We start from the raw sequence: 26927 nt of genomic DNA, 5'->3' as shown, positions 1-26927 counted from the left end.
TCGATGAAAGCTTACATACGAACCGGGTGGGATTGGTTGAAAGAGCACGTATACATATGGGTCATCCTCTTTTTATACCAACTGCTATGGGGCTTCTTCGTCTACCGCTTCATTGACGGGATCGTATTGCCCGTGCTGCGGCGGTATCCGAATCCGGCCCCGACCGAGATGAGCTCCCAGCTCTTTCTGATCGAAAGTCAGTTTCACCTGTCAAAGACGAACGACTATACGCCTTATTTGTGGATAGTAGTCGGTTGTATGGCCATTCGCATGCTGCTGACTCCCTTCATCGAAGCCGGCTTGTTTTATGCGATAGCACATCCGCGGCAGTCGGGATTGACCTTCTTCCAGGGCATAAAAGTAGTCTGGAAGCCGATGCTTCTGCTATATACCATAAAGACGGTTCTGCTCCTGGCGCCCGCTTATTGGTTTGTACCGTATGCAGCGCACGTATTGACGACCAAATCCACCGTTGCGTCATTACTTGCATCCGTCGCACCGTTTGTGCTCATATGGGCCATATGCGGTTGGATATTTCATCATTTGTTTTTATTTATGCAATTTGGCGCCGCTTCGGAATTGTCATTACTTCACTCCGTAACGGCGGGTGTGCGTCGAATGCTCCCTATACTCGGGCTTTCCCTTATATTCATGGGCCTTGTGCTAGTTATTAGCTTACTATTTACAACCGCAGCGATGTTCTGGACTGGCATGACCGCGCTGATTCTGCAGCAAGCATTTCCTGCTGTTCGGGCCGTGTGCAAGATGTGGGGGTTGTCCGCTCGGTACGCCATATGGCAGGAGGCTAATCAGCAATCAAAATGAGGAAAATGTAACAATTCAAAAACCCGTCACATTTCCATTTAAAAGCGTGATAAAAAAGCTTGTCTGTCGTCGGAAATGACGATCAGACAAGCTTTTTGTATTTATTGGACAAAAAGTGTTTGTCAAAAGAAAAAAGGTCTGTTACAATAAGTCGTAGATTTATTACAACTTTGTCATGAAAGCGACAATAACATTTGCAAATTTGTAACTAACGAATACAGCAACTAAATCCGAACAGTGATGCCGAATTTCCGGACAACCGGAAAGCGGGGGAACCAGTTATTTGGGTGAATTGATCTCGTATCATAGGGATCATAGGGGACCTTCAACCGAACCCTCCAGCTAACCTCGCAGGCAAGGAAGGGGCTTTCCAATTTGAAGAAGAAGCTAGTAACGGCGGTGCTCGGCCTTAGCGTTCTATTCACATTCAGTGCAGGCAGCGCTTTCGCGGCATCCAAGATGGACAACAAAATTGAAGATCTGTTAGGTATTACGTACAAGTATGGCGGAACTACAACGAATGGTTTCGATTGCTCCGGTTTCACCAAGTACGTGTTTGACAATTTCGAAATCGATTTGCCACGCTCCTCGTCGTCTCAATTCGACGTAGGTGAAAAAGTAAGCAAAGATGAGTTGCGTCCTGGCGATTTAGTCTTCTTCGACACTAGCGGTGGAAACGGTGTGTCACATGTTGGAATCTTTGTCGGTGACGGCAAATTTGCTCATGCATCGACAGACAAAGGCACCCGCATAGACAAGCTTAGCATGGACTATTACGAGAAGCGTTATGTAGGCGCGCGCCGTGTGATGAGCGAGAACCAATATTCTTCATACGCAACAGAATAGCAATTACGCAGTCATAATGGAATTATACTTATATAGGCGTACATAGCCCGATGGGAAGCGATAACCGCTGTCTGTCGGGTTTTTCATATGTTCTGGAAGGAATCTTACACAAGATTACCCCGTCTTGCAGAAACGGGACCCTTTTCCTGTGTATTTTATTTAAAGGAGGCATGCTTATCCGGCATGCCTCCTTGTGTTATCCCAAATACATCGACAGCCCGATATATTTATATGCCTTCACTGTAATCTTATGTTACTTCGATTCGCGCAGCTTCGCTTTCAGTTCATCAGGGCTTAACCCCTCTGTCGAAATACCCCGCTTCTCCGCTTCCTGCTTCAACCGTTCCATTCGTCTTTCGACGCGTTCTCCATCATCCCGATGTTTCTCGTGGAACATTTGTCCTTTTTCACCTAATTTCGCCTTCAGTTCCTGTCGAATTTGCTCACGGCTCTTCCCTTCAGTCTGAATGCCATGCTTCTTTGCCATGAGCTGAAGCTTTTTCTCTCGCAGCTCCTTCATTTCAGAACGAAGCTCTTTCATTTGTGTATGGATCTTCTCCAGCTCTTTATCTGTTTCCGACTCGGCCTGCTTAGTGCTCTCTGCCGGCTTTGTCGATTCGGCTTGCTTCACGGCGGTTAGGGACGTATCCCCGATAAGCTTCCAATCGGCTCCGTTCAGTCCTTTCTCCCCTTGCGCCGCCGCTGGCGATGCCAAGAGAAGCATCATTAGACTGGTCCAAGCAATTACAGTTGAGGTACGTTTCAAATATATCCTCCTCCTTTTTCAAGAGATGGTACTAGTATGTTCATCCAACCTGAAAGGAAACTGAAAATCAACTAAAACTTTTCTTAATTGCTCAATTGCTGCCAAGTGTAAAGTCACCCGAGCTGGTACGAACTTTCAGCTTCGCCTCGCCACTGCCGAACGCTCCTTTTAGGCTGCTTCCATTCTCGCTGTTCTCTTCATATGTCATGCCATTCCACTCAATGCGCCCGTTGCCGGACCTTCCACGAAAATCGACCGCCAGCGATTTCGGTTCATTGGCCAGATCGACCGTTACAGATCCGCTGTTTGCCTTTAAGTCAGCATCATGCAACAAATCGTCGAATTTTACCTCTATATTCCCTGAACTCGTGACGCCCTGCAATGCTGCTTCTCCATTCGCCAAATCCACATTGCCGCTGTCAGTATTGAATGTAAGCGCCTCAGCTTTGAATTCGTCCGCTGTAACATTGCCGGAGTTCGCCTGCAATGTGATCGTGTCTGCTTCAACAGCCTGCACCTGGATGTTGCCGCTGCTTGATTTCACGTTTACTGTCTTTCCCGTAATTTGCGCTGCATCGGTGTTGCCGCTGCCTGTGTCGAATGAGAGTGCATCGGCCTTGAAATGCTGCGCCTTGACATTGCCTGAGCTCGCCTGCAATGCTATCGTATCCGCCTCGATAACCGTTGCAAGAATGTCGCCGCTGCCCGTTTTCACGCGCACTTTGTTCCCGTACAGTTGGGACACATCCACATTGCCGCTGCCAACGTTGACATCTACGCCATCCCATTGCTTCTCAGGAAGCTCAACAATGAAATCGACATTTAAAATATTGATGCCGAGACTGATATCATTCGGTACTTCCACTCCCAACTCGAGTGTATCCCCTTGTGGAGCCACTTTTATATCTATTTTATCCGCATATTTAGGACTTACCTGTCCTTTTAGACGTACTTTGATTTGATCCGAATTGCCGCGCAAAATTTGTACATCCGGGCTTCCGCTCTCAATGAAAACGTTCCGGAAGTCGCCCGCATCAACCGTTTTTTCCTTGCTGATTTCCTTCGTGCCGAAGGATAGTAAATCACGCGGAAATAGATTTCCCGGATTCAGAGCGAACAGCACGCCCGCAATCCCGGCCATTATCAACAACACACCTATCACTTTTCTCATCTTTAATTTCCCCTATATTTATATATTTAACTGCACATCTGTTATAAGTCTACCTCAGTATAGCATGAGTGTTTCTGCTCACGCTCTGGTCTGACGGAGTATTTCACACCCGTCTTAAGTCTAGTCTACTGTATGCTTCTGCTATGTAGAACTGCCTCTGCAAGCTGAGGAACGATTATACTTCCTATTCTCACAACTTATGGACTTCAACGCATTCTACCGTAGTAATGAAGGGGAAAAATGATACAATAGGAGTAGACGAAGAACGTCCTTTACCTTTTATAAGGTGCGAGGGCGTTCTTTTTTTGTTAAGGAGGCGGATAGAGTATGGATTTTGAAACGGCACATGCACAATTTTTGGATTATCATCGTGCGCGTCGAAGCGGAGAAAGAAAGTGACGCTTACTCAGAGGACATCAATATGCCGAAAGGCTGCTGTTGAAAAATGTATGGTGGCCTCTATTCGGTAACCTTGACCATCTGCATCCAGAATATGAGGTGCTCGATTGGAATCGCAAATCGCAATTTCTAGATGTTGCTTTTCTCCCGCCATTCGGTAAATTCGGGTTGGAATGCGACGGTTTCCAAAGTCATGTAAAGGATATGGACCGGGAGAGATTCAGCTACGCCTTGAACCGGGATACCTTTCTAACTGGAATGGGGTGGAAAATGATCCATTTCTCCTTCGAAGATGTTCAGAATCGTCCTGAAATATGCCGCACCCTGCTGCAATTGGTCCTCAGTCCTTATCTCATCCGAAGTCTGCCTACCCGTCCGGCTGTCTTCATCGAGAAGGAGATTCTTCGGTACGCTTGGACGCTAGGAAGAAGGGTTCGGCCCAAGGATGTGGCTGACTACTTTGATGTCGATTTCCGTACTGCCCGCAAATGGCTTCGATCATTGGTGGAGAAGGGCTGGCTGCAGCCTATAGCAAGAGGCAGGGATATCCGTTACTACGAATTGAAGGAAGTCGCTATGGAACACTTATTGTAAGCCGACAAGTCGTTCGTGTGTTAACTCCGTTCATGTTGTGTGGAGGAGGGCTAAAGGGGCCTCGATAGTATCTGCAAAGATATGTTTTGGTTCATGCACTGTCTGTGCGCTATCTGTGCGTTGGTATGAGTTGGTCTTGTTCGCTGGAAGTTGGCTATGAGTCCGCTGTGGAGTTTCCTTTTGTGATTCCATTGGAAAACGTACAGTGTTTCCTCACCTTCTAGCTGGCAAGAGGGCATTCTACTGGAATTCATGCAGCAGAATGAGACCGCAAGGCCCTAGTAAGAGGAAATGAGGCCATTTGATTGGATGTTTTCCAGTAGAAGTCCAAGCAAGCCATGGAAATAAAGAAATCCATTGGACATAATCCAATGGATTGAACGGCGAACGGACTCCTTGGCCAATTTCCTCCTCGACACGTATTTTTTCCAGACAAACTCCTCGATATCTCCATACAGACTCCAGATTAGTCCTATACATTAGAGATACCAAGAAGGAGGTTAGAAATTATGAATTTTATCGTGCATTTTTAAGCATACAAGCAAGAAAGGGAAAATCTCTCATCTTATTTGCTGTTTTTTTAGTTCTTACTAATTTAGTATTAGCGGGATTCGCCATACAAAATGTCACAAAAACAGCGAATGATCTCGCCAGAAAAAAGTTAGGAGTTGACGTGACGCTAGGATTAGATGGGGAAAAATTTCAAAAGTACGTACAAAAACAGAGACTTGAAAATCCAAATGAAAGAATACACCGCCCGGAAATTTCTACAGAGGAAGCAGATAAGTTAGCTGAATCACCATATGTAAAAGATTTTAACTATCTAAAAGATAGTCAAGGTGTAGCGGATGGCTATACTCCCATTAATGGTGATAACGAGGGAGACGCGGTAGGGGGAGCCATAGGTGGAAACCAAGGGAATATGAAAATGCCAAATACATTCATTCACGGTGTGAGAAGTTCTGATTTATTGAAAGAATTTACAGAAGAAACGAATAAAATGATTGAGGGACGTCCAATAACATCAGAAGACAATAGAGATTATAGGAATTTACGAAACGTCCACGATAGGCAGCAACATAGAATCGGCACCGCCGTTGTTTCATCCATCGAACAAAGTATATGTCTCGTACGGATCGTTAAAAGAACTTTCGGAAAATAAGGAAACAGAGGGAACACCCATTGATCAAGCCATTTATTATTTAAATGATCCAGACCATATCGATGATTTTAAAGCAGAGGGAGAGAAAACAGGCATTGATTTTGACCTATTTAAACTAGATGCTCATGATGCATTATATAGAAAAATGGTCGGCCCTATTGAGAACGTAGCATCCACTTCAAAATGGATCATATACCTGGTCTCTGTTGCGGGATCCATTATTTTAGGTCTTATCATTATGTTGACCATAAAAGAACGACGGAAGGAATTGGGAATCCTACTGGCGATTGGCGAGAAAAAAGGAAAATTAATCGGACAACTCTTAGTAGAAGTATTGTGTATAGCTGCTTTGGCATTTAGCCTCTCTGTCTTTACGGGTGGGACCGTGTCTCAAGCAATGGGAGACAGTTTATTACAGAAAGAAGTTACTTCTTCTGAAGAGCAACAACAGCAGGGAGCAGATAATCAAGTGTTCATGTTTGGGATGAATGATGACCAAGGTCAAGATGTGGATCCTATTGATAATATTGATATAAGTGTAACCTCCCAAGATGTGCTGAAATTAGGTGGATTAGGTCTAGTAATCGCAATCCTATCAACCATTCTTCCCGCATTATCGATTCTTCGATTGAATCCAAAAGATATTTTATTAAAAGATGAATAGGGGGATCTACATGGAAACTATTTTACAGTTCAAAAATCTGAATTACCATTATAAAAGCAATAATAAAAAAATCACTATATTGGATAATGTAAACTTTTCGTTTCAAGCCGGACACTTTTATACCATTTTAGGACCATCGGGTTCAGGAAAAACAACTACCCTTAGTTTAGCAAGCGGATTAGATATCCCAAGAAGCGGGTCTGTATTATACAAAGGAACAGATATACGGAAGATAGGGCTGGATTCCTATCGAAACCAACATGTCTCGATTATCTTTCAATCCTATAATCTCATTACGTATATGACCGCGCTTCAAAATGTAGTTACGGCAATGGAGATTACAGGAGTCGATGTAAGAGACAAAAAAGGAAGAGCGCTTGAGTTGTTAGAAAAGATAGGGTTGACAGAAGTAGAAGCAAAAAGAAAGGTATTGCAGCTTAGCGGTGGTCAGCAACAGCGTGTGGCGATTGCTCGTGCATTATCTTGTAATGTGGATTTATTAATTGCCGATGAACCAACCGGGAGTCTAGATCAAGTAACGTCCTTGGATATTATCGAGTTATTTAAAGAACTTGCTCATAAAGAAAATAAATGTATCATTGTCGTCACTCATTCACAAGAGGTGGCTAGACAATCAGATACAGCGGTGTATCTCGAAAAAAGAAATTTAGTAATCAAAAAGTTATAAGGCAAGTAACTTTAAAAAACGCAAAGGAATGAGAAAGATGCGGAAAAGAATAGTGGCTTCCATTGGTTTCGTGACAATTGGTATTCTAATTGGCGTTTGTATATATATGTTGAATTTAGATTTAGGGGATAACACAGAACCGAATCAATCCCCTCCTTATCAAGAGCAAGATGGATCGACAAGCGGTGTGGCAAGGCCTAGTTTAGATTCAGAAGATATACAAAATCATTTCGACTAGTGAACGGTCTCAATCTCATTTCCTCCTAATTGAAATGAGATTGAGACTCTTTTGTTGTTTACTTTATGGATAATGGAATGGTAGCTATAAATTGTACTCCTTGTTCTGTATTCTTCATAGAATACGTAATAGAAAGGGCTTCAAAAATTTGCTTTACAATATATAATCCTAAGCCACTCCCCCCCGTATTTCGATTTCTTGATTTTTCAATTCGATAAAATGGTTTGAAAATATGTTGAATATCCTCTTCTTTAATTTTCACACCTGTGTTAATGACTTTCATTTGGAAGTGGTGTTGTTTTGAATCTTGAGTTAGCTCTATATATACTTTCTCGCCATGCGGTGAATACATAATCGCATTATGAATAATATTTTTACAGGCTTTTTCTAAAAGAACACGATCGGTATAAACGGAAAGGTGAGAATCAACCTGTGTTATGATTTGAATGTTTTTTTGAGAAGCAAAAAATCCGAGGTTTTTTGTGATTGTATCCATTAATTCCGAGAGATTTACTTCTTCCAATTGTAGTTTAAAGGTATGTTGTTCTAATTTTGACATGCTTAAAATCTCGCGAACCAGTTGTTCTATACTTTCAATAATTTGGTGATTTTTCTTCAAATATTGGTCACGATTTTGATACGGGCCAATATTATATATCATCCCTTCTAAGTGTCCTTTCATAACCGTAAGAGGCGTCTTTAATTCATGTGCGACAATCGCAAAAAATTCCCTGCGTTTTGTTTCTATTTCTCTTTCTTTTTCAATATCGCTTTTTAATTGCTGATTCGCTTTTTGTAAATCAAGCATCGTTTGTTGTAAATTAATTGACATCTCATTCAAACTATTGGATAACTCCCCCAATTCATCATTGGAACGAACCTCAATCTTTTCGGAAAAATCCAAGTTCGCCATCTTTTGTGCTCCTTGATTAATATAAAGGAGTGGTTTTGTAATGAACCTCGAATACAAATAAGCACTTCCTATTCCAATAGCAACGACAATGATACTGACATAAGGAAGAAAAAGCGCCAATACCTGTGAAGCTTCACTAATAGGTTGAAATGTTGCAGATACGACGAGCGTTAAGGTCACATCTTGGAATTGAATGGGCACGGCAACATCATAAGAATTTGAATTTCCTGGCGGCTTTGTTTTATCGATTTTCACATCTGGCGATAGTTGTGGACCTTTATGAATAAAAGAAAAAAAAGGAGAGTAAATAATAGCTCCTTCTTTATTTTGAAGGTAGATCATTGCGTTATTTTTTTGTGTGTATTCATCGAGAAGCGGAATTGCATGTTGAAAAGTGAGATCCCTGGACTTATCAATTATTTCTTCTATCCCTGTACGAAGCTGATTTGTTTTATACTGCTCATAAAAGGTAGGGAGAAAGAAGTATAACGTTACATAAATCAGGACTGCAAAGGCTAACAAAATAAGAGAGGTACTCAGAAAAAGCTTATAGGTAATTCGCTTCATCTTCATCATTTTTAATATTTTACTCATCAATTTTATAACCAATTCCCTTTACTGTTTTAATGTAGGGTATATCTAATTTTTTTCGTATGTTTTTAATATGTGTATCGATAACTCGTGTCTCTCCGTAATAATCAAATCCCCATACTTTTTCGACAATGCTTTCCCTTGTGAGTACTTTTTTCTCATTTTGAAGAAGTAGTTGCACAATTTCGAATTCCTTTGTCGTTAATGGGATTTCAACCTCATTTACATATACTTTATATGCATCACAATCGAGTTGTACTTCTTTAAACACTAAACAATTATCTGTACTTTGATCATTGCTTCTTCTCAGTACTGCTTCGACTCGTCTAATCAATACATGAAAAGAAAAAGGCTTCGTAATATAATCATCGATTCCAAGATCAAAGCCTTTCAATTGATCTTGTTCTTCTTCTAAAGCGGTTAGCAGAATGATTGGAACATTGGATTGATTCCTGATCATCTTGGCTATTTCAAAGCCGTTAAGATTGGGCAGCATTACATCCAATAGAATGAGATCAAAAGATTGCTTATTAAATTGTTTCATTCCCTCTATTCCATCTGATGCAACTTCAACGCTATATTGTTGTGTCATTAAAAACTGTTTAATCAATTCCTGGATCTCTTGATCATCTTCTATCACAAGAATCTGATAGCTCATCAATATATCACCTCTTGAATCAGTATAGCCGCGTTATCTGGAGTTTATGTGGAGACGCAAAAAATCCCCACCAAAACTCTACATGAGCTTCATTGTAACTCCAGATACAGGCCATACAATGAGGGTGTCAACAAAAATACATTTGCGAAGGAGATTGACAAGTATGAAAAAGACATTGGCTACAACTGCTTTAGGTGCTGTATTTGCCCTCACCTCTTTGGGGTCTGCATTCGCTGCCGAAGTACCGACACAATCTATTGGAAATGGACAACAGGTAACACATGGCCAAGTGACGAAACCAATTAACCTCGATGACGCTGCCAAAGAAAAGGTAAAAGCCATTCTTGACCAAGCTCAAGCGGGTACGCTCACTAAAGAGCAAGTGAAATCTCAGCTTCATGATCTCGGCATCGATTTGGATGTGGAATTCAGCGCGGCTCATGGCATCAAGGTAAAAGTAGACAAAGTGAATCCCGTTAACCTCGATGATGCTACCAAAGAAAAGGTAAAAGCCATTCTTGACCAAGCTCAAGCGGGTACGCTCACCAAAGAGCAAGTGAAATCTCAACTTCATGAAGTTCTTGGTACCCAAACTCCATAGAGACACCCTGGAGATAAGCAAAACCAAGCTAAGAAAGAAGAATAAGATTTAAGAAAGAATCTACTAAATAAAACCCGTGAGATTGCTATATTCAGCAACTTCACGGGTTTTGTATTTTAGTCGGATAACTTAGTTTATAGTGCGACAAAAAAGTCTCTTTCTTATAGGCGATCTCCACCCATTTGTTTACTCCACCTCAGCTTAATCTATTTGCCATCATCAAGAAACAATTAGCAATGCGATTACATTCGTTTCAAAACGGGGACCTTGTTCAGGGATACACCACCCAAGTGCCCAAAACGCCCGGCTCCGCGCAGAACCTATGGGCAGCCTTCAACATCTCGCCTGCAAGCACTTCAACGCACTTTCCGCTATTTCGTAAAATTGCATGGATATTGACCGCGACAATAAGCGCATCCGCCTGTATTAACGGAGCCCTGTGCAGAGACTCACTTGGCCGTCGCCATAACATTCGTTCGCTCCAAAATATCAAATAACGCCTCGTTGAATTTCTCCTTCCGGTCAAGCATGGCAATATGACCCGCATCCGGAATGGAGTAAAACAGCTTGAGCGGCGCTTTTATTGTTGAAAAGAATTCCTGTGCCAGCGGATAGGGTGTTTGCCAGTCCCGCTCGCCATGTATATAAAAGACAGGTATTTCAAATGTAGCGCCCATAGACGACAGATCGAACGATTCCATTAAATATTTCCAAATATGACGCTGTCCGACACTAAATGCCCCGGAGATAAAGAAATAACGCATATCCTTGAACGTATAAAATGGTGAACATAAAACATTGCCGATCAATTCCATTGTTGGACCGGCCGCTGACTTATATTTTCTTTGGAATTTTCGAACCTTCTTAAGTTTCCTGATCATGTCATCATCGAATGCGCGGGGAGGGTATGGTTCCAAACGAAGGAGAGCTTGATAATCGTTGTCGTTTCCCGCTTCTTTTGCTGATTCCAGTACTTTTTCGTACCCGACGCGTTCATTGTCAATCATATTGACAACCTGCCCAACGCCGATATAAGCCTGCACTAGCTCCGGATATTTTTTACTGAACAGGCTGCCTAGCACCGAGCCCCATGAATGTCCCAAAATGATAATCTTCTCTTTGTGATACTTTTTTTTCAAATATTTCACAATTTCATAAGTATCCTGAACGATACGGTCAACCGTGGTTGTTGGCGCAACTTGTTTCGGATCATTATTGAAATAGGTTTTGCCGCTGTTTCTTTGATCCCAATGTACGACCGTGACACGCTTCTCCCACGGGATCTGAAACTCTTGGGCAAACGGCAGTATAGGCTCTCCCGGGCCGCCGTGCAAAAACAGCATCACAGGATTGTCAATGTCCTCGCCCCGATGATGCAAATATTGCGAAATGCCGCCGATGGTTACGAATTCTCTGCAATCAATGCCATTACTCATGGGAGTAATCCGAATTTGATTTGCCTTCTTCTTTTTCTTGTACTGGACAAACAGAACCAAGCAAACCATTAATATAAGCAATCCGCTTAAAACTATCAATAAAACGCTCATAGGTACCTCCGATAACCGATATGACCGCGGTTCTGCTCAACGGAACAATTGTGGTCAATCCCATACGACAGTTTGTATTTCTTTAAGAATTCTCTCATTGCTTGGCTCCCCCCGCCATGTAGTCGGCAATGGAATGGACGAGTATATCCAAGGCCTTCTCTCTTCCCCGCTCACCAAAAGGCATATCTGTCGAACCAATAAAATGGAGCGCATTCATTAAATATGCAAGCACATCAATCTCGCATCCCGATTCGTCAATGCCGCAAAGCGACAGGGTCCTGCTAAAATAGTCGTTTGATTTTAATGCTTCCCAGTCTGCCGCCTCATCTGGAAGCTTACGAAGCAGATACTCTATATCCGATGGAGAAACGTAGAGAACAATACTGTCCGCTGCCAGATAGATTTCCTTCAATGCCTTTATAAGCTTTTCTTTCAATTTTATTTTTTTGGACAAAACGGACTCCACTCTCTCAAACATTCTATTCTCGTTCTTTTTGATAATCGTATAGAGGAGTTCTTCTTTGGAATTGTAGTACGAGTAAAAGGAACCTTTACCGATATTTGTCGCAATGGTGATATCCTCCACAGTAACCCGCTTTACGCCTTTTTTGCGAATCAGTTCAATCCCTTTTGTATACATCGCTTCTCTCACCATTTCTTTTTCATGTTCGGTGACAATCTTAGGCATAATACCCCTCCTTTTAATGACTATAAATTAACTATACAGTCAATAAAAATATATTAACCTCTTTTTCTGCTTCTTACAAGATGTTTTTTCAACTTATTTCAAGGTTCTTTTAAAGTTGATTTAAGTTAGCTAATATAGAGTTAAGCTATTGCGGAAGCCCTGAGACCAGATCAAGTAGACACGTATTACTTTGATATCGAAAAGTGTAAGCAATCTCCTTGTAAAGAGGGTTGTTATAAAGAAGGGGCGAAATCAAAAACCTATTCGGTAAGCATCAAATCAGCAAAACATAGTTGAAACATAGACACAGGTATGATGTAGCATCTTCCTCGGGTCTGGTTGGCATGCACATGCAAGGAGCAATGGCCATATTCGCTGTCAATCTCAAAAGAATATTGACAATTATGAAGTAAAAGAGATAGAGAAGAACATAAATAAAGGCGACTTTCCATTCAGGATTGAATGAAAAGTCGCCTTTATCAAGTTAATTTCATTTTACAAAATTAATAGTATAAGTTTTTCAGTGGCCTCGTCAGACGCGGGCTCTTCAGCTTTACTCTTTCCCAGTGGCTACCGGATTGTCCGGATAGCTAATCCAATCGCTCCAGCTGTCCTCATATGTTATGACGTCGGATTATTATGACGCCTATGCTACAATAAGGTGACAAAGGGGGAGTCATTATTGAGTAAACAAAAAATCGTGATTATTGGCGCAGGAATTGTCGGGGCGTCCGTGGCCTATCATCTGGCCAAACGAAATCAAGATGTAACCGTTATTGAACGATACCCCGCCGCGGCGCGTGAAGTCACGGAAAAATCGTTTGCCTGGATACATACGACGCATAGGGTGGCTCCCGAATACTGGCATTTGTACGATGCAGCTTGTGAAGAATATCATGCGCTTCAGCAAGATTTGTCCGAACTGCAAATTCATTGGCACGGGGCGCTGACTTGGGACAATCCGCCCCTAAGGGAGCAACTCCGTTTTCAAAAATTAAACCGGGAGCAGCTTGAGGCATTGGAACCGAATCTGAAGGAATATCCGGATGAAGCGATGTTTGTCAGCGAAGAAGGTGCGGTGGACCCGATAGGGTTAACGGATCTGTTGTTGAGCAAAGCGCGGGAGTACGGAGCAAAGGTTCAGTTCGGTACCAACGTTACACAGCTGCAGCAAGAAGATTCCTGCCTGGTCGGCGTCCACACGTCCAAGGGTTTTCTGGAGTCGGATGTCGTGGTATTGGCCGCAGGTACAGGCATACCCGAACTTTGCAACCCGTTAGGTTGTCCCGTGCCGGTAACGCCGTCGCCTTCCATTCTGATTCGGATGAAAACTGCGAATAAGCTGATACGCACATTAATCTCAAATGCGCAATTTGAAGCGCGTCAACTGACGGATCAAACGCTGCTGGCTGCGGAAGATTATATCGACGAGTCGGAAGAAAACGGGCCAGAGGCGGTCGGCAAGCGAGCGTTCGAGACGTTGCGTCGCAGTCTGAAGGGCGGGAATCAATTGGAACTGGAAAGCATCCAGGTCGGGATGAGACCAATGCCTGAAGACGGCTATCCGATCGTGGGCTTCCATGATCACATAAAGGGACTTTATCTGACAGTGATGCATTCTGCAATTACGCTGGCGCCGCTGATTGCGCGTCTGGCTGCAAGTGAAATAATCAATCGGGAATCAAGAAGCGAATTAGTCCCTTGTCGACTCTCCCGTTTTAAGGACCACACGAGGGATGACCCCGCTGTTTCTCGCGCGTGAGGTTGTGAATCAAGTGGAATCGCATGCACGTGCAAATTGACCTCGATACTCCTGGACACAAAGCAAAGGAGTACATCGTCACATGAGCGACGACGTACTCCGTGTTACAACCTGTATAACTGCTTACGCCTTCTCCTCTTCCCCCACCGCAATTGGATTCTCCTCATAGCTAATCCAATCGCTCCAGCTTCCCGCATACAGCTTGACGCGCGGATAACCCGATTGCCACAAGGACAGCACATTCGGGCAAGCGGTAACTCCTGAACCGCAGTACACGATAATCTCGTTCGCCTCTTTTACGAGCCGATCCCACGCTTCACGCTGCGATCCGACGGCTTTCCATCGTCCCGACGTCTCGTCTACACCATAGCGCCAGAAATGATTCACCGCGCCGGGAATATGGCCTGCCTTCGGATCGATCGACTCCGATTCTCCTGCATATCGCGCAGGCTCGCGTGAATCGATCAGCACGACACCCGGACGGCCCAGCCGTTCTCTTACGTCTTTCATATGCATGACCAGATCTGGGCGGACATGCGGCTCATATATGCGGGCAGCCGGGGATGGCTGTTCCGTGCTTATCGGGTAGCCGAGCTTCGCCCAATCGCTGTATCCGCCGTCCATCACTTTAACGATGCCTTGATGTCCCACATATTGCAGCAGCCACCATAACCTGCTCGCCATCGCCCCGCCCTGGTCATCATAGACAATGACAGTCGTATCACGGTCAATCCCACGTTCCCCCAGCCTCTTGGAGAGCATCTCTGGCGAAGGCAGCGGATGCCGTCCGCCATGAGCGCCTACAGGCGATGACAAATCATGGTCCAAGTTAAAGTAGATCGCGCCAGGAAGATGTCCTTCCTCATAGGCGGCATGCCCGCGTTCCGGCTCTGCCAGCCAGAAGCGGCAGTCTGCAATGATAACTCTGGCTTGTCCCAACAAAGCCTGCACTTCCTCGAATGAGATCATCCATGTCTGCTGCTTCATTTCGATTCCCCCTCTTAACGGGCGCCGCAGCACCCTATTCTTCCATTTGAACCGCCCGCATGTATATTGTCAATTGAATCCAAACCTGTCACAATATTATCATATACCTGAAGGGGGTCTAATCCATGTCATCATCCCATAGTCCAGACCAATATTCTGACAGCCCAACTCCTCAGCCAGATGCGGCTGCACCCAATTCCTTATCCTCCCCATTCGGCGTACGCCCGATGACAGAGGAAGATGCGGAACAGATCTGCGCGTGGACATATGAGCCGCCCTATCACCTGTACGGCTTCCTGCCGTGGAATCAGACGAAAGCGCTCGGCATAGAAATGGGCGACCCTGACATCCGACGCGACCAATACGTCTCCGTTACCAATACGGCAGGCGAACTTGCAGGGTTCGCGCAGCTGTTCCCGCTCGTCGGCGTCACTCGCTTAGGCTTGGGCATGCGCCCCGATATGCTCGGTCAAGGTCAAGGCGCATCGTTCGTCCAAGTCATTGCAGATGAAGCCCTCCGCCGTCATCCAGAGGATGAGATTGATCTGGAAGTGCTGACTTGGAACGAACGCGCCATTCGCGCATATAAGAAAGCCGGATTTCGGATTACCGATACGTATGAACGGCCAACTCCGACCGGACATGGACAATTCTACTGCATGGTGTTCGATCCGCTAGCTGAAGAGGCTGAGCGGTAACACCCTATTTAAGTCAGCTGTATCGTAGCCACCGTTTCACTGTCCACCACGACTTCTATAATGTGGAACTTCGGATCATGCTGGACACTGCCGCTGCCGATAAAGAGCAGCTTCTCCTGTCCCAATCCGTAAAACACATCATCTGCGAGCGCTTCCAACACTTCCTGTCGTTCTGTGTCACCAAGTGCGGTCCACTCTTCTTCCGTCATGTCAAAGAAGGTGTATCCGTCAGGGATAAGCCCGACCGCCACCGTCAATTCTTCCAAGATGTCTTTGTATAGTCTTCCGAATGCAACGCCCATTTGCTTGCTAACTCCCCTCAAATCAACTCAAATTAACTTAACCGTATTGTAGCACATGTCCCCCGTCTCGCTCGAATGTTGGACAAAAAAAGGGCGCTCCGGAGCCTTTTTTTGTTACTTCAACGTCAACTCGTTATTCACGCTAAGCGCTTCGCCCGCTTCATTCTTCACGGGACTATAAACGTCCTTGGCCCACCTGTGTCGAAGAGTCGTCTTGATTCGATGACTGGTTTGGTGTGGATGAATCGTCTACATTGTCCGAATTAGGCGAGCCCGTTGACGGTTGTTCTGCACCCGCCGTCCCTGAATCGGCTTGCTTCGCTTTATCCTGCGTCTCCCCCTGCGTGGGTGATGTTTCGTTCGGCGATGGTGTGGTGGCAGAACTGCACGCGGCCATGCTTACGGACGCAATAAGCAACAGTGCGATCAGTCCCCTTTTTATATTCATTTCTCCCTGCCTCCTATATCTATGGAAATGTCCCTTTCTACTCCTGACGCAGCCGCCTTGGAAGAAGTTGTTCCTTACGATGAAAACAATGATGTTCCATATTTGACCGAAAAAAGAAGCACCCCTGTCTTGCAATCAGACAAAGTGCTTCCTTATCGTTGGTTCGGTGACACAGAATATAATGTCTGCGCTATCGCGGCCTCTTCATGGCGGAAATCAGCTCTTCAGTAGTTAAGACCGTCTCTGGCAAGCCCCACTGCTTGCCCAGCTGTGTGACGTAAGGGGTATCCAAGCAAGCCTCTCTCAGTAAATCCTGATGAGAGAACACCTCTCTCGTCTTGTCATCCAGCACTACTTTTCCTCTGTTCATGACGATCGTCCGTTCAAAGTGCGCGGCAACAAAGTCCATATCGTGCAATATGGTCATGACCAGCTTGCCCTCTTGGCTCAGCTGCTCAATGATTTGTGCGATGCGGCGTTTCCCCGCAGCGTCCTGCGCAATCGTCGGCTCGTCCAAAATGATAATGTCGGTATTCATGGCAACGATCGAAGCGATGCTAATCAGCTTCTTCTCCGATAGCCCCAGATCGTGCGGATTGACATCAGTCTGATCGGCCAGTCCGACCATTTCGAGCGCTTGCAAAGCTTGCTGCTTCGCAGCGGCGGTCTCCACCTTCATATTCAAGGGCCCGAACATGACTTCTTCCAACACCGTGCGCTTGAAAATTTGATCATTCGGGTTTTGGAAAACCAATCCGATCTTGCCTGCCAATTGAGCCACGGTGACATCCTTCGAATTGACTCCAGCAACCCAAATATCCCCGCCAGTCGGCTTGAGCAGCCCCTTCAGCAGCTTGACCAACGTCGTCTTGCCAGCGCCATTCTGACCGATGATGGCTGTCGTACGCTGATCGAACTCAAGCGTCAAGCCTTGCAATACGTCCTGTCCCTCGTTATATCCAAAGCATACATCCTGTATTTTAATCATAACGCCCACCCTGCTCTTCTTGTGATGAAGCCGAGATTGCGCTGTGCTGCGCTTCATATGCCGCCTGCGCTTCTTCCAGCGTTACGGGATACGTATCCATATCCAGCATACGGAAGCCAATCGCTTGACACACTCGTGTGTATATCGGCGCCTCTACACCGTACTCAGCCAAATCGCTGCGCGAAAATACACGGGAGGGCGTATCATAATCGATCAGCATCCCTTCATGAAGCAGCGCGATCCGATCGGCATAAGCAGCAAGCTTCTCCATCTTATGCTCAGCCAAAATGACCGTTATGCCCTCGCGGCTCAAGCTTTGAATGGCACGGAACACCTCCTCTGACCCTTGCGGGTCAAGCTGAGACGTCGGTTCATCGAGCACGATGACCTGCGGCCGCATCGCGATGACGCTTGCAATGGCCATGCGCTGCATCTGACCGCCCGACAAATCGAAGGGAGCGCGGTCTTTGTACGCTTCAATATCGAGCAAATGCAGCGCATGATCAATACGCTCCATCATGTCTTGTCTCGCGATGCCTAAATGTTCAAGACCGAAGGCAATCTCTTCGTACACGGTAAGCTTCGATCCGGTCACTTGGGTGAACGGATTTTGAAAGACGATGCCAACTTTGCGAATCGTCTCGTCCACGCCGCTCTCCTTGACATCCATGCCGCCGATGCGGACGCTGCCTCCGTATGCGCCTTTGTAGAAGTGCGGCACCAGACCGACCAACGCTTGGCAGAAGGTGGTCTTTCCAGCCGTATTTTTCCCGACAATACCGATCAATTCACCCGCTTCCGCCGTCAGTGAAATATCATTCAGCGCCAACTTCTCTGTCGCGGGGTAGCGGTATTTGAGATGTTCCACTTCAATGAGGCTCATGCGATCACCCTCCAAATCACGGCACCGATCACAATCGCCAGCATACTCCAACGCATGGCAGAACCGTACCGGTACATCTTCTCTTCGTTCAGGAACGTCTTGCTTCCCTTCACGTTGAAGCCGCGCACTTGCAGCGCCAGCGTCCGTTCTTTCGTATCTATGAGCGAGCTGAGCACGACAGGACCGATAAGCGGGAGAAACGCCTTAATGCGCGTCATCAGCTTCCCTTCCGTCTCCATCCCTCTAGAACGCTGCGCATCCGTAATCGTATCCACGGTGGCCATCATTTGCGGAATAATCTGGAACACCGAACTCAACACATACCCAATTCGGGGAGACAAGCCTTTGCGCACTAAGGATTCCACCAGGTCAGAAGGCTTAGTCGTTAATACGAGAATAAGGAAGGCCCCTACAATATTCAATGCGCGGAACGTAATGCCCATGGCAAATAGGAGCCCTTCCTCATAGAAGGGCCAGGAGCCTAATCGGAATAGCACCGTCTCGTTGCCAACATGAAAGAAGCCTTGAATGATGACGACCGTCAGCAAAATGAAGCCGACGAAGCCGATAATGGGGAGCGATCGTGTCAGCACCCTCCCCATACCAAGGATGACGAAACTAATGAGCATGCAAATCCAGGCCGTATGTAAGGATGGCAAGATAATGGGCAGCGCGATGGCAGCAGCAATATAGACAAGCTTCGTAATGGGATCGATGTGATGCACCGTAGACTCCCGCTCAACATACAGGCTCATTGATTTCATGCTTTTCCCACCTTTTTGAATAAGCCCTTATAGAGATTCAATGTTGTCATTATTTTTGTACATGTGAATCAGACTCTTCGGCAGCATGCGGTATATGCCATAAGCGGCCAGCACCGTTAGCAATTTGTCTGGCAGGTCGACGACTAGCTCATCAACGAAAGAAGCCAGCCATACCGACTTCGTCGCATTAAGCACATAGCCGAATACGATGTCGCCCCATAAGTTCCCCGTCTGTCCGCCCCAGAACCAAATGTTGAGCGGCGTGGAGATGACGACCGCCGTCAAGCCGACCACCAAACCGACGACAGCGGCTTTACCCCAGCTTGATATCCACCCTTTATGCGCCATAATCCCAGCTGCCAATCCAATGAACACGCTCGTAAGCGCATAGACGAATGAAATGGGATCCATAGTTAAGCCGTAAATGATGTTGTTGATTAGCCCTGACAACCCGCCGATAACTGGCCCCGCCAGCATACTGGACAGTACCGTCCCGATGGCGTCCAGCCATAGCGGCAGCTTCAGCACGCCTGCAAATAATTTCCCTATGTAATTAATGCCGACAGCTACGGGAATCAACACTAGCGCTGCCGTGGAGATCGACCACATACTTCGTTTGGACATAATCATACCTCCTAGAACATTTAGTTAGATACTAATTATATAGGTTGCTTCCGTAATGCCGTATCCTGATCTGATTAGCGCGCCAAGCGCTGTGCATCCGCTCGAATCGCCTCTAAGGCAAGCCGGATTTCACGCTCTTCGCCAAGTGCGCATGCGTCTTCCTGAGCCACCAAATTGTTAATGCCCTGCTCCAGGTCGCCTTCGTGCTCGACCACAACATTAAGTATGGATGCCGTACGCATTCCCCGCAAGCCTCCAATTACAAATAATGCGGATGTTTCCATATCGGCGGCTAAAATGCCCTTCCCTGACCAGTAGCGGTCGATTTCTTCCTCTCGGTCCGTATAGAAGCTGTCGTGACTGCGAATGCGGCCGCAATGCCATGGCAGCTTCAGCTCGTCAGCAGTATGCATCAGCGCGCACAGCAGCTCCGGATCCGGAATGGCCGGATACCCTTTATCAATGTAAGCCGCAGACGCCCCGTCGTCGCGCACCGCGCCGGCTGCGATGACGATATCGCCAAGCTGTATGCCAGACTGCAGCGCGCCACAGCTTCCAATGCGAATAAGCGTCGTTATCCCTAGGCGATTCAGCTCTTCGACGGCGATGCCAGTAGATGCTCCCCCCATTCCCGTGGACATGACGATCACCTCCACATCATCAATCCATCCCCGAATGGAGCGATATTCCCGGTTGAACGTCAGCTCTTCGACGCGATCCAGCCAATGGGCTACCGCACCGACACGCTTCGGGTCACCCGGAAGAACGGCATAGCGTGCTTGGGTCATATGAGTTCCGATACGAATGTGAGGTTGTACCGATTGCATATTATCGTTCCTCCAATTGTTATAATTATTTCCATTTTCTTTCTTCCACTTCCTCCTTCTAGCTTACCCATGTCAGGGGCGCCCTCGAAGCATTCAACTTACTTCGGTCCAATCGGAAGGCTTCATGGTCCCACCTCAAATATATCGTTTTCCCTTACCAAATGACAGAACAAGTATCCCCGTCCGCGTATTTTTTGATAGCGCTTTCTTTGGTTTCTGTATCATAACGAACTGCTCCGTTCATGCAACAGCAGCACCTTCAGACTGACGGTGTTTCACTTCATCCATCTCTTTGCTTCATTCTCCCCTTCCATCAGTAGGCCGCACACCTAATGACGGCTCTGTGAACTGCCGTCATGATTGGCCGTTTCATGGCATGATACCCTCGTACGACACGGCATGTACCTGTTCCCCTTCGTTATCCCTCCTGACTGTGTGGGAGTATGGAGCTAAGGGCTAACGTACGGCAGACCGGCAGTATGTTTTCGTTTTAAAAGGAAGGGCTGCCTTCTGAATGAAGGGGAGAGTGCGGCAATGTATGGAACCAGCAGCATAACTTAAACATTTCTAAATAAGAAAAAAGGGAGAATCTGCGGCGATTCCCCCTTATCAACACTATTTTTTTACCGTTGCCTTCCCATCATTCGCCCTTCACTCTCCGTTACTTTGCCGCTTCGCCTGCTCCCACACATGTACCGCACGCCGTGCCAACTGCTGCAGCGCGATATCCTCCATCGGCGGATTGTGCAGCCCGAAACGAACGTCCCGGTACATGCGCTGCAGCGGATGATCCATGCTCAGACTGTGCGCGCCGACGATGCGCATCGCTTTGTCCACGACCGTCAACGCCGTCTGCACCACGAACGTTTTCACTGCAACAAGATCCGTAAGCCGCTGGGGTGGCTGCTCCGAGCCTTTCGTTTCCCATTCCTTTGCCACACCATAGAGCAGATGCCTTGCCGCGATCAAATCCACCTCCATCTCGCCCAACAGGCGCTCCACATGGGCCGTCTTGGCAATTGGATGCTGCAATGAAGGCGGCGTGTATGTCGTTGAGAACGACAGCGCCTCGTCACGCGCCGCCACTGCTATGCCTAAATAGCACGCTGGAATATGCAGCAGATATGGATTTGGCCTGCGAACATCCTCCAAGCTGTGCAGCATGACTCGCGCCTCCTCTGGAACTGACACATTATCCAACAGAAGATCATGGCTAGCCGTTCCGCGCATGCCTGTCATGTTCCACGTCCACTCGATGGACACTCCTTCAGCTTCACGAGGAATAATCAGATCGACGACATCGTTCGTACCTTCGACAGTCGCCGTCACAATAAACCACTGCAAGAGCGGAGCAAGCGTAGTAAATGTTTTACGTCCGTTCACCACATACCCGCCCTGAGCCAGCGGCTGCGCCGTTGTGCGCGGCTTCCCCCCTCTTGAAGGACTGCCTCCGCCCACCTCCATCGCCGCGCGGTTGATGAGCCCGCCTTCTTCCACAATGCGGCGGCTTATATCGGCGAAGATCGGCTCAGGCCACGGCCGCTTCTCCGCCAAGTCATGAACGATGCCCATGTGCCAGCCAATACCGAGCGCCACGGACGGATTGCCCTGCGCGAGACGCTCTTGCGCCGCCAGCCACGCAGTGAGCGGCATGCCTTGACCGCCATACTCCTCCGGCACATTCCACGCCGGATACCCGATACGGCGCAGCGAGTCCACATGCAGCACCGGGATCCCGTGCTGCTCGTCGAGCTCCTGCGCATCTGCACGCATCTCCTCTGCGATGCGGTCAATCTGCTGCAGTCCCCGCTTCAACTTGCATTCCTCACCAGACACCTTCCCTGCCGCCGCATCTTTTCGTCCCTCAATGATTCGTACTCCCGCATCCTCTGTCACCTTTGCCACCACGGCTCACCTCCGCTTATCTGCTGTGTATGCTCTGCTCCCCGTCTGCTCGCCTAATCGGATTGCTCCTCAAATATTCGCTCCAGCACCCGCTTCTCCAGTTTGCCGAAGGCGGTGTCCATCACCTGACGCGGCCGAGCGATGTCATTGACGACATCCAAGGCAACGCGGCCACGGTCAATGAGCAGAATGCGATCGGCGAGACGGACCGCCTCATTGACATCATGGGTTACGAGCAGCGTCGTAAAACGCTGAGTCCCCCACAGCGATGCAAGGAGCTGTTGCATCTCCAGCTTCGTTAAAGCATCAAGCGCGCTAAGCGGCTCATCCAAGAGCAGCAGCTTGGGCTTGCGCACGAGCGCACGAGCCAATGCGACACGCTGCTTCTGCCCTCCGGACAGTGTATTCGGCCAAGTGTGCTTACGATTGTCCAGCCCCACCTGCCGTAGCGCTGCTTCGGCCCGCGGCCGCCAGTCTCCCTTCAATCCGAGCCCCACGTTATCGATGACTGTCTTCCAGGGGATGAGCCGGCTGTCTTGGAACATGACCGTCGTGCTCTCACGCAGCCCGTTCACCACTTCTCCGTCGATCGTGATGCCGCCTGCGGTCGGCAGTTCCAATCCAGCCAACAAGCGCAGAAGCGTGCTCTTGCCGCAGCCGCTGCGACCGACCACGGCTACGAACTGCCCCTCTTGTATCGTCAAATTCAGCTCATGCAGAACAGGCTGCTCCCCAAATGATTTGCTGACACCGTTTATTCGTAGTTCCGCTCCCGCCACAGAACCTGATTTTGCTACCGTAGTCTCCCCAGTCTTCGGCGACAAGGCAGACCACGGACGCGCTGCATTTATACCCATAAGTCCGTCCCTCCTTCATCTGTATGCTTACCGTCGTGAACGTTATGATGTATGTGCCGCATTCCAACGAAGCGCCCGCCGTTCCAGCAGCTTCGCGATCACATCCGCCGCTTTGCCGAAAGCTGCATACAGCACGATGCTTAAAATAATGACGTCGGTCTGCATGAACTCACGCGCATTCATCGCGAGGTAACCGACGCCCGCATCCGTTGCGATCGTCTCGGCGACGATAAGGGTTAGCCACATCACGCCTAGCGCATAGCGGAGTCCGACGAAGATCGATGGCAGCGCCCCTGGCAAAATGACGTGCCGGAACAAGGAGGCGGAACGCAGACCATACACCTTTGCCATTTCCACGACGCCTTGATCTACCGAGCGAATGCCATGATACGTATTGACGTAAATCGGGAACATGACCCCGAGTGCAACCAGAAATATTTTCGCGCCTTCATCGATGCCTAGCCAAATAATAACGAGCGGAACCAACGCCAAATGCGGTATGTTGCGAATCATTTGAATCGACGTATCGAACAGCCGATAGAACCAGTCGAAGCTGCCGCTCAAGACGCCGAACAGAAATCCAATACCGCCTCCGATGACGAATCCGACCAGTGCCCTCGTCAGGCTGACGCTCATGTGGTGAGCCAGTTCTCCGCTTAGCGTCAGTGTCCAGAGCGTATGCAGCACTGTGGAAGGAGCCGGCAACAGCTGCGACGAGAGCATATTTGCCGCGGAAGCCGCCTGCCAGGCGGCAAGCAGCAATATGGGCAGCAGCCATGGAATGAAGGCATTTCCGCCTTTACGCCACCAGCTTGCGCTGCGGCGTGTGTGCGGCGGATGAATATGATTCGCAAGCGTACTTTCTGGATGAGGCGATTTATCGAAATTTATATTTGTTTGAATAGATTGAACGGATTGAATATTGGGATTGGCAGGTGCTTTTGATGTGTTCATGAAGCATTCCCCCTTATACGGCCTATTTGTTCTGAATCGGGCCGTCTTTCGCCCACGGCGCGTCAACTGGCATTCGTTCAGCGACTTGTATCTGACTTGGAATCAATCCGATGCGATGATACGTATCGGCCAACTGCTGCTGAGGCGCGATAATTTCCGAACTTAGCAGCTCCACCCCGTATTGGCGGCGCCCTACGGCCCGCTCGATAGCATCTGCATCAATGCCTAATGTATCTGACAATAACTTTACAACTTCGGGTTTATGCTCATTCGCCCATTCATCCGCCTCCTGAATTTCTTCAAGAATGAGACGAATCAAGTCGGGATGATCTTTGGCAAATTGCTCATTGGCATAATAGAAGGTCCGATTTGGCGAGTATCCCTGCCCATCAGTCAACGTGAGCGGCTTCAAATCATTTTCCACCGCAGCGAAAAAAGGATCCCATGAGCCAAGCGCATCGACCTGTTTCGTTTCAAAGAGCGCACGCCCCTCCGATGCATCCTTCACGTACACAAACTGCACGTCATCCAGCTTCAACCCCGCCTTTTCGAGGGCAAGGACGGCCAAATAGTGGTGATTGCCCCCCTTGGCGACGGCAATCTTCTTGCCCTTCAGCTCGGCAATCGATTCGATGGCGGAATCGGAATGCACCACAATCCCTATCCCTTCCGGGTTAGGGAGGTCATTCGCTACGTAGACGAACGGCTTGTTGCCCGCTTGCCCGAACACGCCGGATCCGTCCGCCGCATGACCGAAGTCTACGCTGCCGCTGCTCATCGCCTCCAGCAAGAAGTTGCCACCGGCGAATACCTTCCACTCCACTTTATAACCCTCTGACTTTAAGCGTTCATCCAGATTGCCCTTTACTTTCAAAATGTTCAGTGTATTGCCTTTCTGATAGCCAATGCGAATCACCTTTCCCGTTCCAGCTGCGCCATCCGCTTTTGCCGGAGTTGCAGGGGATGCATCTGCTCCGCTCGTCGAGCCGGCTGCACCCGAAGCACAGCCGGCCGCAAAGGCCATCAAGAGCAGCCAAGTGCCGATCGCCCCTGCTTTCCACAATCGTTTCCGCTTTGAACGCGCCCGCACATTGCTATTTACATATTTATAGTTATCCGATAGATTAAATTGGTTTTTAATCATAAAAAAACACTCCTCCCGCCGGCTCCTTCTTAATCGGTTATTATCTTCCCGGTGATCCATACTATCGTCAACAGGTTGCTCTTGTTCACTTATGTTTTTGTGTTGTTCTACCTTGTGCATACTAGCGAAAACGTCTCAAGTTCCGGTTCCCGCTTCCCATGCAGCATCCAACGACTGACCGTTTCACCGATAGCGCTGGCAAATTTAAATCCGTGTCCGGAGCCGCCGCCCGCGAACCAAACCGCTGGCTCGTCGGGATGTCTGTCGATAATGAAGTGCTCGCTTGGCGTCATCTCGTACATGCAGGCAGCCCCGCGCATACATCGCCCCGCCTCCGGGAAGGACTGGGCCGTGAATTCGGAGAGCAACCGTTCTTCACCGCTGCAGCTGCCGAACGGAGCGACTTCTTCATCCGGGTTCCAAGGCTGTCCCTGCTGATGGTGCCCTATCTTGATACCGGAACCGCGCACCGAAGGAAGGCCGTAATACTCCGAATCTGTGCTCTGATGAACAATGAATGCGGGAAACCGTTCTGCAGAATAACTTCCGCTCGTGTCCTCGAACCACGCGACGGCGCGGCGTTCCGCTTGTACGGGCAAACCTAGAGACGGCAGCAGCCGCGGAAGCCATGCTCCCGTCGTCACTAGTACCTTGGAAGCGACAAAGCGCTCATTCCCGCTCCACACTTCCACCGCATTCCCCACTGTCGCAATACGCTGCACAGGATGATTCGGCTTCCATTCGGCACCATATGCTTCGGCCAGCTTCAAATAACTCTCAATAATCCGTTCACTGAATAATACGCCGCCCTCCGGTTCATACAGAACCTCAGAATGGGCAGGAACGTACAGCGCCGGCAGCCTTCGTTTCGTTTCCCGATCATCCCACCGTTCATAAGCAACCCCGTTCGCGACACAGCTCGCTTCCTTGTTGGCTAGCGCCTCGCTATGCGCATCCCCGACACTGATCACTCCAGTCGGCAGAAAGAGCTTGAACAGCTCCGGCTGTTCGTCCGCGCTGCCCGCTCTGTTCGCAGCATCCGGCATTAACCCAAGGTGACGGCGCGCTTCCTCTTCCAAATGAAGCCACCCCACCCGTGCGCGCTCCGCCAAGCACACATAGGCCGAGCCCATCGTATATGCGGTGCGAAAAATACGGGTGTCTCCATGGTGGCTTCCGCGCCCATGCGGTGGGTGAAACATATCCAACAGAAGCACGCGTGCTCCTTCCCGTGCCAAATGCATACCTGCGCTTGCCCCGAACGATCCCGCTCCGATGACGATGCAATCATACAGCCTGCTCATGTATAAACACCTCTTTCGCTTCGTCTCTCCAATATACATATATTCCGATCGATTTACTAAGTATTTAACTGCTATTGTATGGCTCTCGCTCAATAAATGTCAATCAAAAATTTCCTGAACGAGATATGG

25 protein-coding genes, 3 pseudogenes and 1 riboswitch are annotated in these 26927 nt (G+C 48.0%); of the genes and pseudogenes, 9 read left to right on the top strand and 19 right to left on the bottom strand.

All coding sequences use genetic code 11. From position 1 onward, the window contains the following. The first annotated feature begins 3 nt into the window (after window positions 1-3). Window positions 4-825, top strand: a complete 822-nt coding sequence (locus tag LQV63_RS22970) for a carbamoyl transferase (protein ID WP_233698443.1) — start codon at window positions 4-6, stop codon at window positions 823-825. 231 nt (window positions 826-1056) lie between these two features. Further along, window positions 1057-1197, top strand: a riboswitch (cyclic di-AMP (ydaO/yuaA leader). A gap of 3 nt (window positions 1198-1200) precedes the next feature. After that, a complete protein-coding gene (locus LQV63_RS22965; RefSeq protein ID WP_233698442.1) occupies window positions 1201-1671 on the top strand; it encodes a C40 family peptidase in 471 nt (156 codons plus the stop codon). 253 nt (window positions 1672-1924) lie between these two features. On the opposite strand, the gene LQV63_RS22960 is transcribed toward LQV63_RS22965, so the two are convergent. Further along, window positions 1925-2437 carry a serine protease gene (locus tag LQV63_RS22960; protein WP_233698441.1) on the bottom strand — a complete coding sequence of 171 codons (513 nt, stop codon included), beginning with the start codon at window positions 2435-2437 and terminating at the stop codon, window positions 1925-1927. 91 nt (window positions 2438-2528) lie between these two features. Then, window positions 2529-3608, bottom strand: a complete 1080-nt coding sequence (locus tag LQV63_RS22955) for a DUF4097 family beta strand repeat-containing protein (RefSeq protein WP_233698440.1) — start codon at window positions 3606-3608, stop codon at window positions 2529-2531. 327 nt (window positions 3609-3935) lie between these two features. On the opposite strand from LQV63_RS22955, the pseudogene LQV63_RS22950 reads away from it, so the two are divergent. From LQV63_RS22950 to LQV63_RS22940, 3 genes and pseudogenes are all read left to right on the top strand, one after another. Further along, window positions 3936-4601, top strand: a pseudogene (locus LQV63_RS22950) (hypothetical protein). Window positions 4602-5136: 535 nt separating this feature from the next. After that, window positions 5137-6427 (top strand): annotated as a pseudogene (locus tag LQV63_RS22945) (ABC transporter permease). A gap of 10 nt (window positions 6428-6437) precedes the next feature. After that, window positions 6438-7115 carry an ABC transporter ATP-binding protein gene (locus LQV63_RS22940; RefSeq protein ID WP_233698439.1) on the top strand — a complete coding sequence of 226 codons (678 nt, stop codon included), beginning with the start codon at window positions 6438-6440 and terminating at the stop codon, window positions 7113-7115. Between the two features lie 296 nt (window positions 7116-7411). On the opposite strand, the gene LQV63_RS22935 is transcribed toward LQV63_RS22940, so the two are convergent. Together LQV63_RS22935 and LQV63_RS22930 are read right to left on the bottom strand one after the other, a co-directional pair. After that, window positions 7412-8860 (bottom strand): HAMP domain-containing sensor histidine kinase, encoded by a 1449-nt coding sequence (locus LQV63_RS22935; protein WP_233698438.1) that lies wholly within the window; start codon window positions 8858-8860, stop codon window positions 7412-7414. Continuing rightward, the gene (locus tag LQV63_RS22930; RefSeq protein ID WP_233698437.1) at window positions 8853-9518 is read right to left on the bottom strand and encodes a response regulator transcription factor; all 666 of its coding nucleotides are present in this window, start codon (window positions 9516-9518) and stop codon (window positions 8853-8855) included. Before LQV63_RS22930 ends, LQV63_RS22935 begins: the two co-directional genes overlap by 8 nt. A gap of 160 nt (window positions 9519-9678) precedes the next feature. Here LQV63_RS22930 and LQV63_RS22925 point away from each other — a divergent pair, with 160 nt between their 5' ends. Beyond that, the gene (locus LQV63_RS22925; RefSeq protein ID WP_233698436.1) at window positions 9679-10116 is read left to right on the top strand and encodes a hypothetical protein; all 438 of its coding nucleotides are present in this window, start codon (window positions 9679-9681) and stop codon (window positions 10114-10116) included. 449 nt (window positions 10117-10565) lie between these two features. On the opposite strand, the gene LQV63_RS22920 is transcribed toward LQV63_RS22925, so the two are convergent. Together LQV63_RS22920 and LQV63_RS22915 are read right to left on the bottom strand one after the other, a co-directional pair. Beyond that, a complete protein-coding gene (locus LQV63_RS22920) occupies window positions 10566-11663 on the bottom strand; it encodes an alpha/beta fold hydrolase (RefSeq protein ID WP_233698435.1) in 1098 nt (365 codons plus the stop codon). Window positions 11664-11757: 94 nt separating this feature from the next. Next, window positions 11758-12351 (bottom strand): TetR/AcrR family transcriptional regulator, encoded by a 594-nt coding sequence (locus LQV63_RS22915; protein ID WP_019421168.1) that lies wholly within the window; start codon window positions 12349-12351, stop codon window positions 11758-11760. Window positions 12352-12522: 171 nt separating this feature from the next. Here LQV63_RS22915 and LQV63_RS22910 point away from each other — a divergent pair. Both LQV63_RS22910 and LQV63_RS22905 read left to right on the top strand, forming a co-directional pair. Next, a pseudogene (locus LQV63_RS22910) lies at window positions 12523-12764 on the top strand (IS5/IS1182 family transposase); the annotation flags it as partial. A gap of 269 nt (window positions 12765-13033) precedes the next feature. Next, window positions 13034-14113, top strand: coding sequence for an NAD(P)/FAD-dependent oxidoreductase (locus LQV63_RS22905; protein ID WP_233698434.1), 1080 nt, complete (start codon window positions 13034-13036; stop codon window positions 14111-14113). Window positions 14114-14236: 123 nt separating this feature from the next. On the opposite strand, the gene LQV63_RS22900 is transcribed toward LQV63_RS22905, so the two are convergent. Then, on the bottom strand, window positions 14237-15100 hold the full coding sequence (locus LQV63_RS22900; RefSeq protein WP_233698433.1) for a sulfurtransferase: 864 nt from the start codon (window positions 15098-15100) through the stop codon (window positions 14237-14239). 227 nt (window positions 15101-15327) lie between these two features. Between LQV63_RS22900 and LQV63_RS22895 the strand changes: the two genes are divergently transcribed. After that, window positions 15328-15798, top strand: coding sequence for a GNAT family N-acetyltransferase (locus tag LQV63_RS22895; protein ID WP_233698462.1), 471 nt, complete (start codon window positions 15328-15330; stop codon window positions 15796-15798). 8 nt (window positions 15799-15806) lie between these two features. On the opposite strand, the gene LQV63_RS22890 is transcribed toward LQV63_RS22895, so the two are convergent. From LQV63_RS22890 to solA, 12 genes are all read right to left on the bottom strand, one after another. Continuing rightward, entirely contained in the window at window positions 15807-16100 is a 294-nt protein-coding gene (locus LQV63_RS22890) for a hypothetical protein (protein ID WP_019421164.1), read from the bottom strand. Window positions 16101-16275: 175 nt separating this feature from the next. Beyond that, window positions 16276-16548 carry a hypothetical protein gene (locus LQV63_RS22885; RefSeq protein ID WP_233698432.1) on the bottom strand — a complete coding sequence of 91 codons (273 nt, stop codon included), beginning with the start codon at window positions 16546-16548 and terminating at the stop codon, window positions 16276-16278. 190 nt (window positions 16549-16738) lie between these two features. Further along, window positions 16739-17536, bottom strand: coding sequence for an energy-coupling factor ABC transporter ATP-binding protein (locus tag LQV63_RS22880; protein ID WP_233698431.1), 798 nt, complete (start codon window positions 17534-17536; stop codon window positions 16739-16741). Continuing rightward, window positions 17529-18419, bottom strand: a complete 891-nt coding sequence (locus tag LQV63_RS22875; protein ID WP_233698430.1) for an energy-coupling factor ABC transporter ATP-binding protein — start codon at window positions 18417-18419, stop codon at window positions 17529-17531. The genes LQV63_RS22880 and LQV63_RS22875 overlap by 8 nt, the downstream gene beginning before the upstream one ends. After that, entirely contained in the window at window positions 18416-19183 is a 768-nt protein-coding gene (locus tag LQV63_RS22870; protein WP_019421160.1) for an energy-coupling factor transporter transmembrane component T family protein, read from the bottom strand. The genes LQV63_RS22875 and LQV63_RS22870 overlap by 4 nt, the downstream gene beginning before the upstream one ends. A gap of 27 nt (window positions 19184-19210) precedes the next feature. Then, window positions 19211-19807, bottom strand: coding sequence for an ECF transporter S component (locus tag LQV63_RS22865; RefSeq protein ID WP_019421159.1), 597 nt, complete (start codon window positions 19805-19807; stop codon window positions 19211-19213). A 74-nt stretch (window positions 19808-19881) separates the two neighbouring features. Then, on the bottom strand, window positions 19882-20634 hold the full coding sequence (locus tag LQV63_RS22860; protein ID WP_233698429.1) for a nucleoside phosphorylase: 753 nt from the start codon (window positions 20632-20634) through the stop codon (window positions 19882-19884). Window positions 20635-21285: 651 nt separating this feature from the next. Beyond that, window positions 21286-22539 carry an acyl-CoA dehydrogenase family protein gene (locus tag LQV63_RS22855; RefSeq protein WP_233698428.1) on the bottom strand — a complete coding sequence of 418 codons (1254 nt, stop codon included), beginning with the start codon at window positions 22537-22539 and terminating at the stop codon, window positions 21286-21288. Window positions 22540-22592: 53 nt separating this feature from the next. Then, window positions 22593-23396 (bottom strand): ATP-binding cassette domain-containing protein, encoded by an 804-nt coding sequence (locus tag LQV63_RS22850; protein ID WP_233698427.1) that lies wholly within the window; start codon window positions 23394-23396, stop codon window positions 22593-22595. A gap of 42 nt (window positions 23397-23438) precedes the next feature. Then, window positions 23439-24350, bottom strand: a complete 912-nt coding sequence (gene ssuC / locus LQV63_RS22845) for an aliphatic sulfonate ABC transporter permease SsuC (protein ID WP_019421154.1) — start codon at window positions 24348-24350, stop codon at window positions 23439-23441. Window positions 24351-24372: 22 nt separating this feature from the next. Further along, window positions 24373-25494 (bottom strand): sulfonate ABC transporter substrate-binding protein, encoded by a 1122-nt coding sequence (locus tag LQV63_RS22840; RefSeq protein WP_233698426.1) that lies wholly within the window; start codon window positions 25492-25494, stop codon window positions 24373-24375. Between the two features lie 107 nt (window positions 25495-25601). Then, window positions 25602-26798: an N-methyl-L-tryptophan oxidase gene (gene solA / locus LQV63_RS22835; RefSeq protein WP_233698425.1), complete on the bottom strand. Its 1197-nt coding sequence runs from the start codon at window positions 26796-26798 to the stop codon at window positions 25602-25604. Between the last annotated feature and the right edge of the window lie 129 nt (window positions 26799-26927).

The sequence above is a fragment of the Paenibacillus profundus genome (assembly GCF_021369635.1).
GTDB classification, from domain to species: domain Bacteria; phylum Bacillota; class Bacilli; order Paenibacillales; family Paenibacillaceae; genus Paenibacillus_B; species Paenibacillus_B profundus.
The sequence above is the reverse complement of the archived record's forward strand: the minus strand, read 5'-3'. Positions and strand labels throughout refer to the sequence as shown.

Excerpts from the sequence above, each read along its gene's own strand:
- LQV63_RS22970 (WP_233698443.1), top strand. The coding sequence starts at position 4 with ATGAAAGCTTACATACGAACCGGGTGGGATTGGTTGAAAGAGCACGTA.
- LQV63_RS22955 (WP_233698440.1), bottom strand. The coding sequence starts at position 3,608 with ATGAGAAAAGTGATAGGTGTGTTGTTGATAATGGCCGGGATTGCGGGC.
- LQV63_RS22940 (WP_233698439.1), top strand. The coding sequence starts at position 6,438 with ATGGAAACTATTTTACAGTTCAAAAATCTGAATTACCATTATAAAAGC.
- LQV63_RS22935 (WP_233698438.1), bottom strand. The coding sequence starts at position 8,860 with ATGAGTAAAATATTAAAAATGATGAAGATGAAGCGAATTACCTATAAG.
- LQV63_RS22925 (WP_233698436.1), top strand. The coding sequence starts at position 9,679 with ATGAAAAAGACATTGGCTACAACTGCTTTAGGTGCTGTATTTGCCCTC.
- LQV63_RS22920 (WP_233698435.1), bottom strand. The coding sequence starts at position 11,663 with ATGAGCGTTTTATTGATAGTTTTAAGCGGATTGCTTATATTAATGGTT.
- LQV63_RS22915 (WP_019421168.1), bottom strand. The coding sequence starts at position 12,351 with ATGCCTAAGATTGTCACCGAACATGAAAAAGAAATGGTGAGAGAAGCG.
- LQV63_RS22900 (WP_233698433.1), bottom strand. The coding sequence starts at position 15,100 with ATGAAGCAGCAGACATGGATGATCTCATTCGAGGAAGTGCAGGCTTTG.
- LQV63_RS22895 (WP_233698462.1), top strand. The coding sequence starts at position 15,328 with ATGACAGAGGAAGATGCGGAACAGATCTGCGCGTGGACATATGAGCCG.
- LQV63_RS22890 (WP_019421164.1), bottom strand. The coding sequence starts at position 16,100 with ATGGGCGTTGCATTCGGAAGACTATACAAAGACATCTTGGAAGAATTG.
- LQV63_RS22885 (WP_233698432.1), bottom strand. The coding sequence starts at position 16,548 with ATGAATATAAAAAGGGGACTGATCGCACTGTTGCTTATTGCGTCCGTA.
- LQV63_RS22880 (WP_233698431.1), bottom strand. The coding sequence starts at position 17,536 with ATGATTAAAATACAGGATGTATGCTTTGGATATAACGAGGGACAGGAC.
- LQV63_RS22875 (WP_233698430.1), bottom strand. The coding sequence starts at position 18,419 with ATGAGCCTCATTGAAGTGGAACATCTCAAATACCGCTACCCCGCGACA.
- LQV63_RS22870 (WP_019421160.1), bottom strand. The coding sequence starts at position 19,183 with ATGAAATCAATGAGCCTGTATGTTGAGCGGGAGTCTACGGTGCATCAC.
- LQV63_RS22865 (WP_019421159.1), bottom strand. The coding sequence starts at position 19,807 with ATGTCCAAACGAAGTATGTGGTCGATCTCCACGGCAGCGCTAGTGTTG.
- LQV63_RS22860 (WP_233698429.1), bottom strand. The coding sequence starts at position 20,634 with ATGCAATCGGTACAACCTCACATTCGTATCGGAACTCATATGACCCAA.
- LQV63_RS22850 (WP_233698427.1), bottom strand. The coding sequence starts at position 23,396 with ATGGGTATAAATGCAGCGCGTCCGTGGTCTGCCTTGTCGCCGAAGACT.
- ssuC (WP_019421154.1), bottom strand. The coding sequence starts at position 24,350 with ATGAACACATCAAAAGCACCTGCCAATCCCAATATTCAATCCGTTCAA.
- LQV63_RS22840 (WP_233698426.1), bottom strand. The coding sequence starts at position 25,494 with ATGATTAAAAACCAATTTAATCTATCGGATAACTATAAATATGTAAAT.
- solA (WP_233698425.1), bottom strand. The coding sequence starts at position 26,798 with ATGAGCAGGCTGTATGATTGCATCGTCATCGGAGCGGGATCGTTCGGG.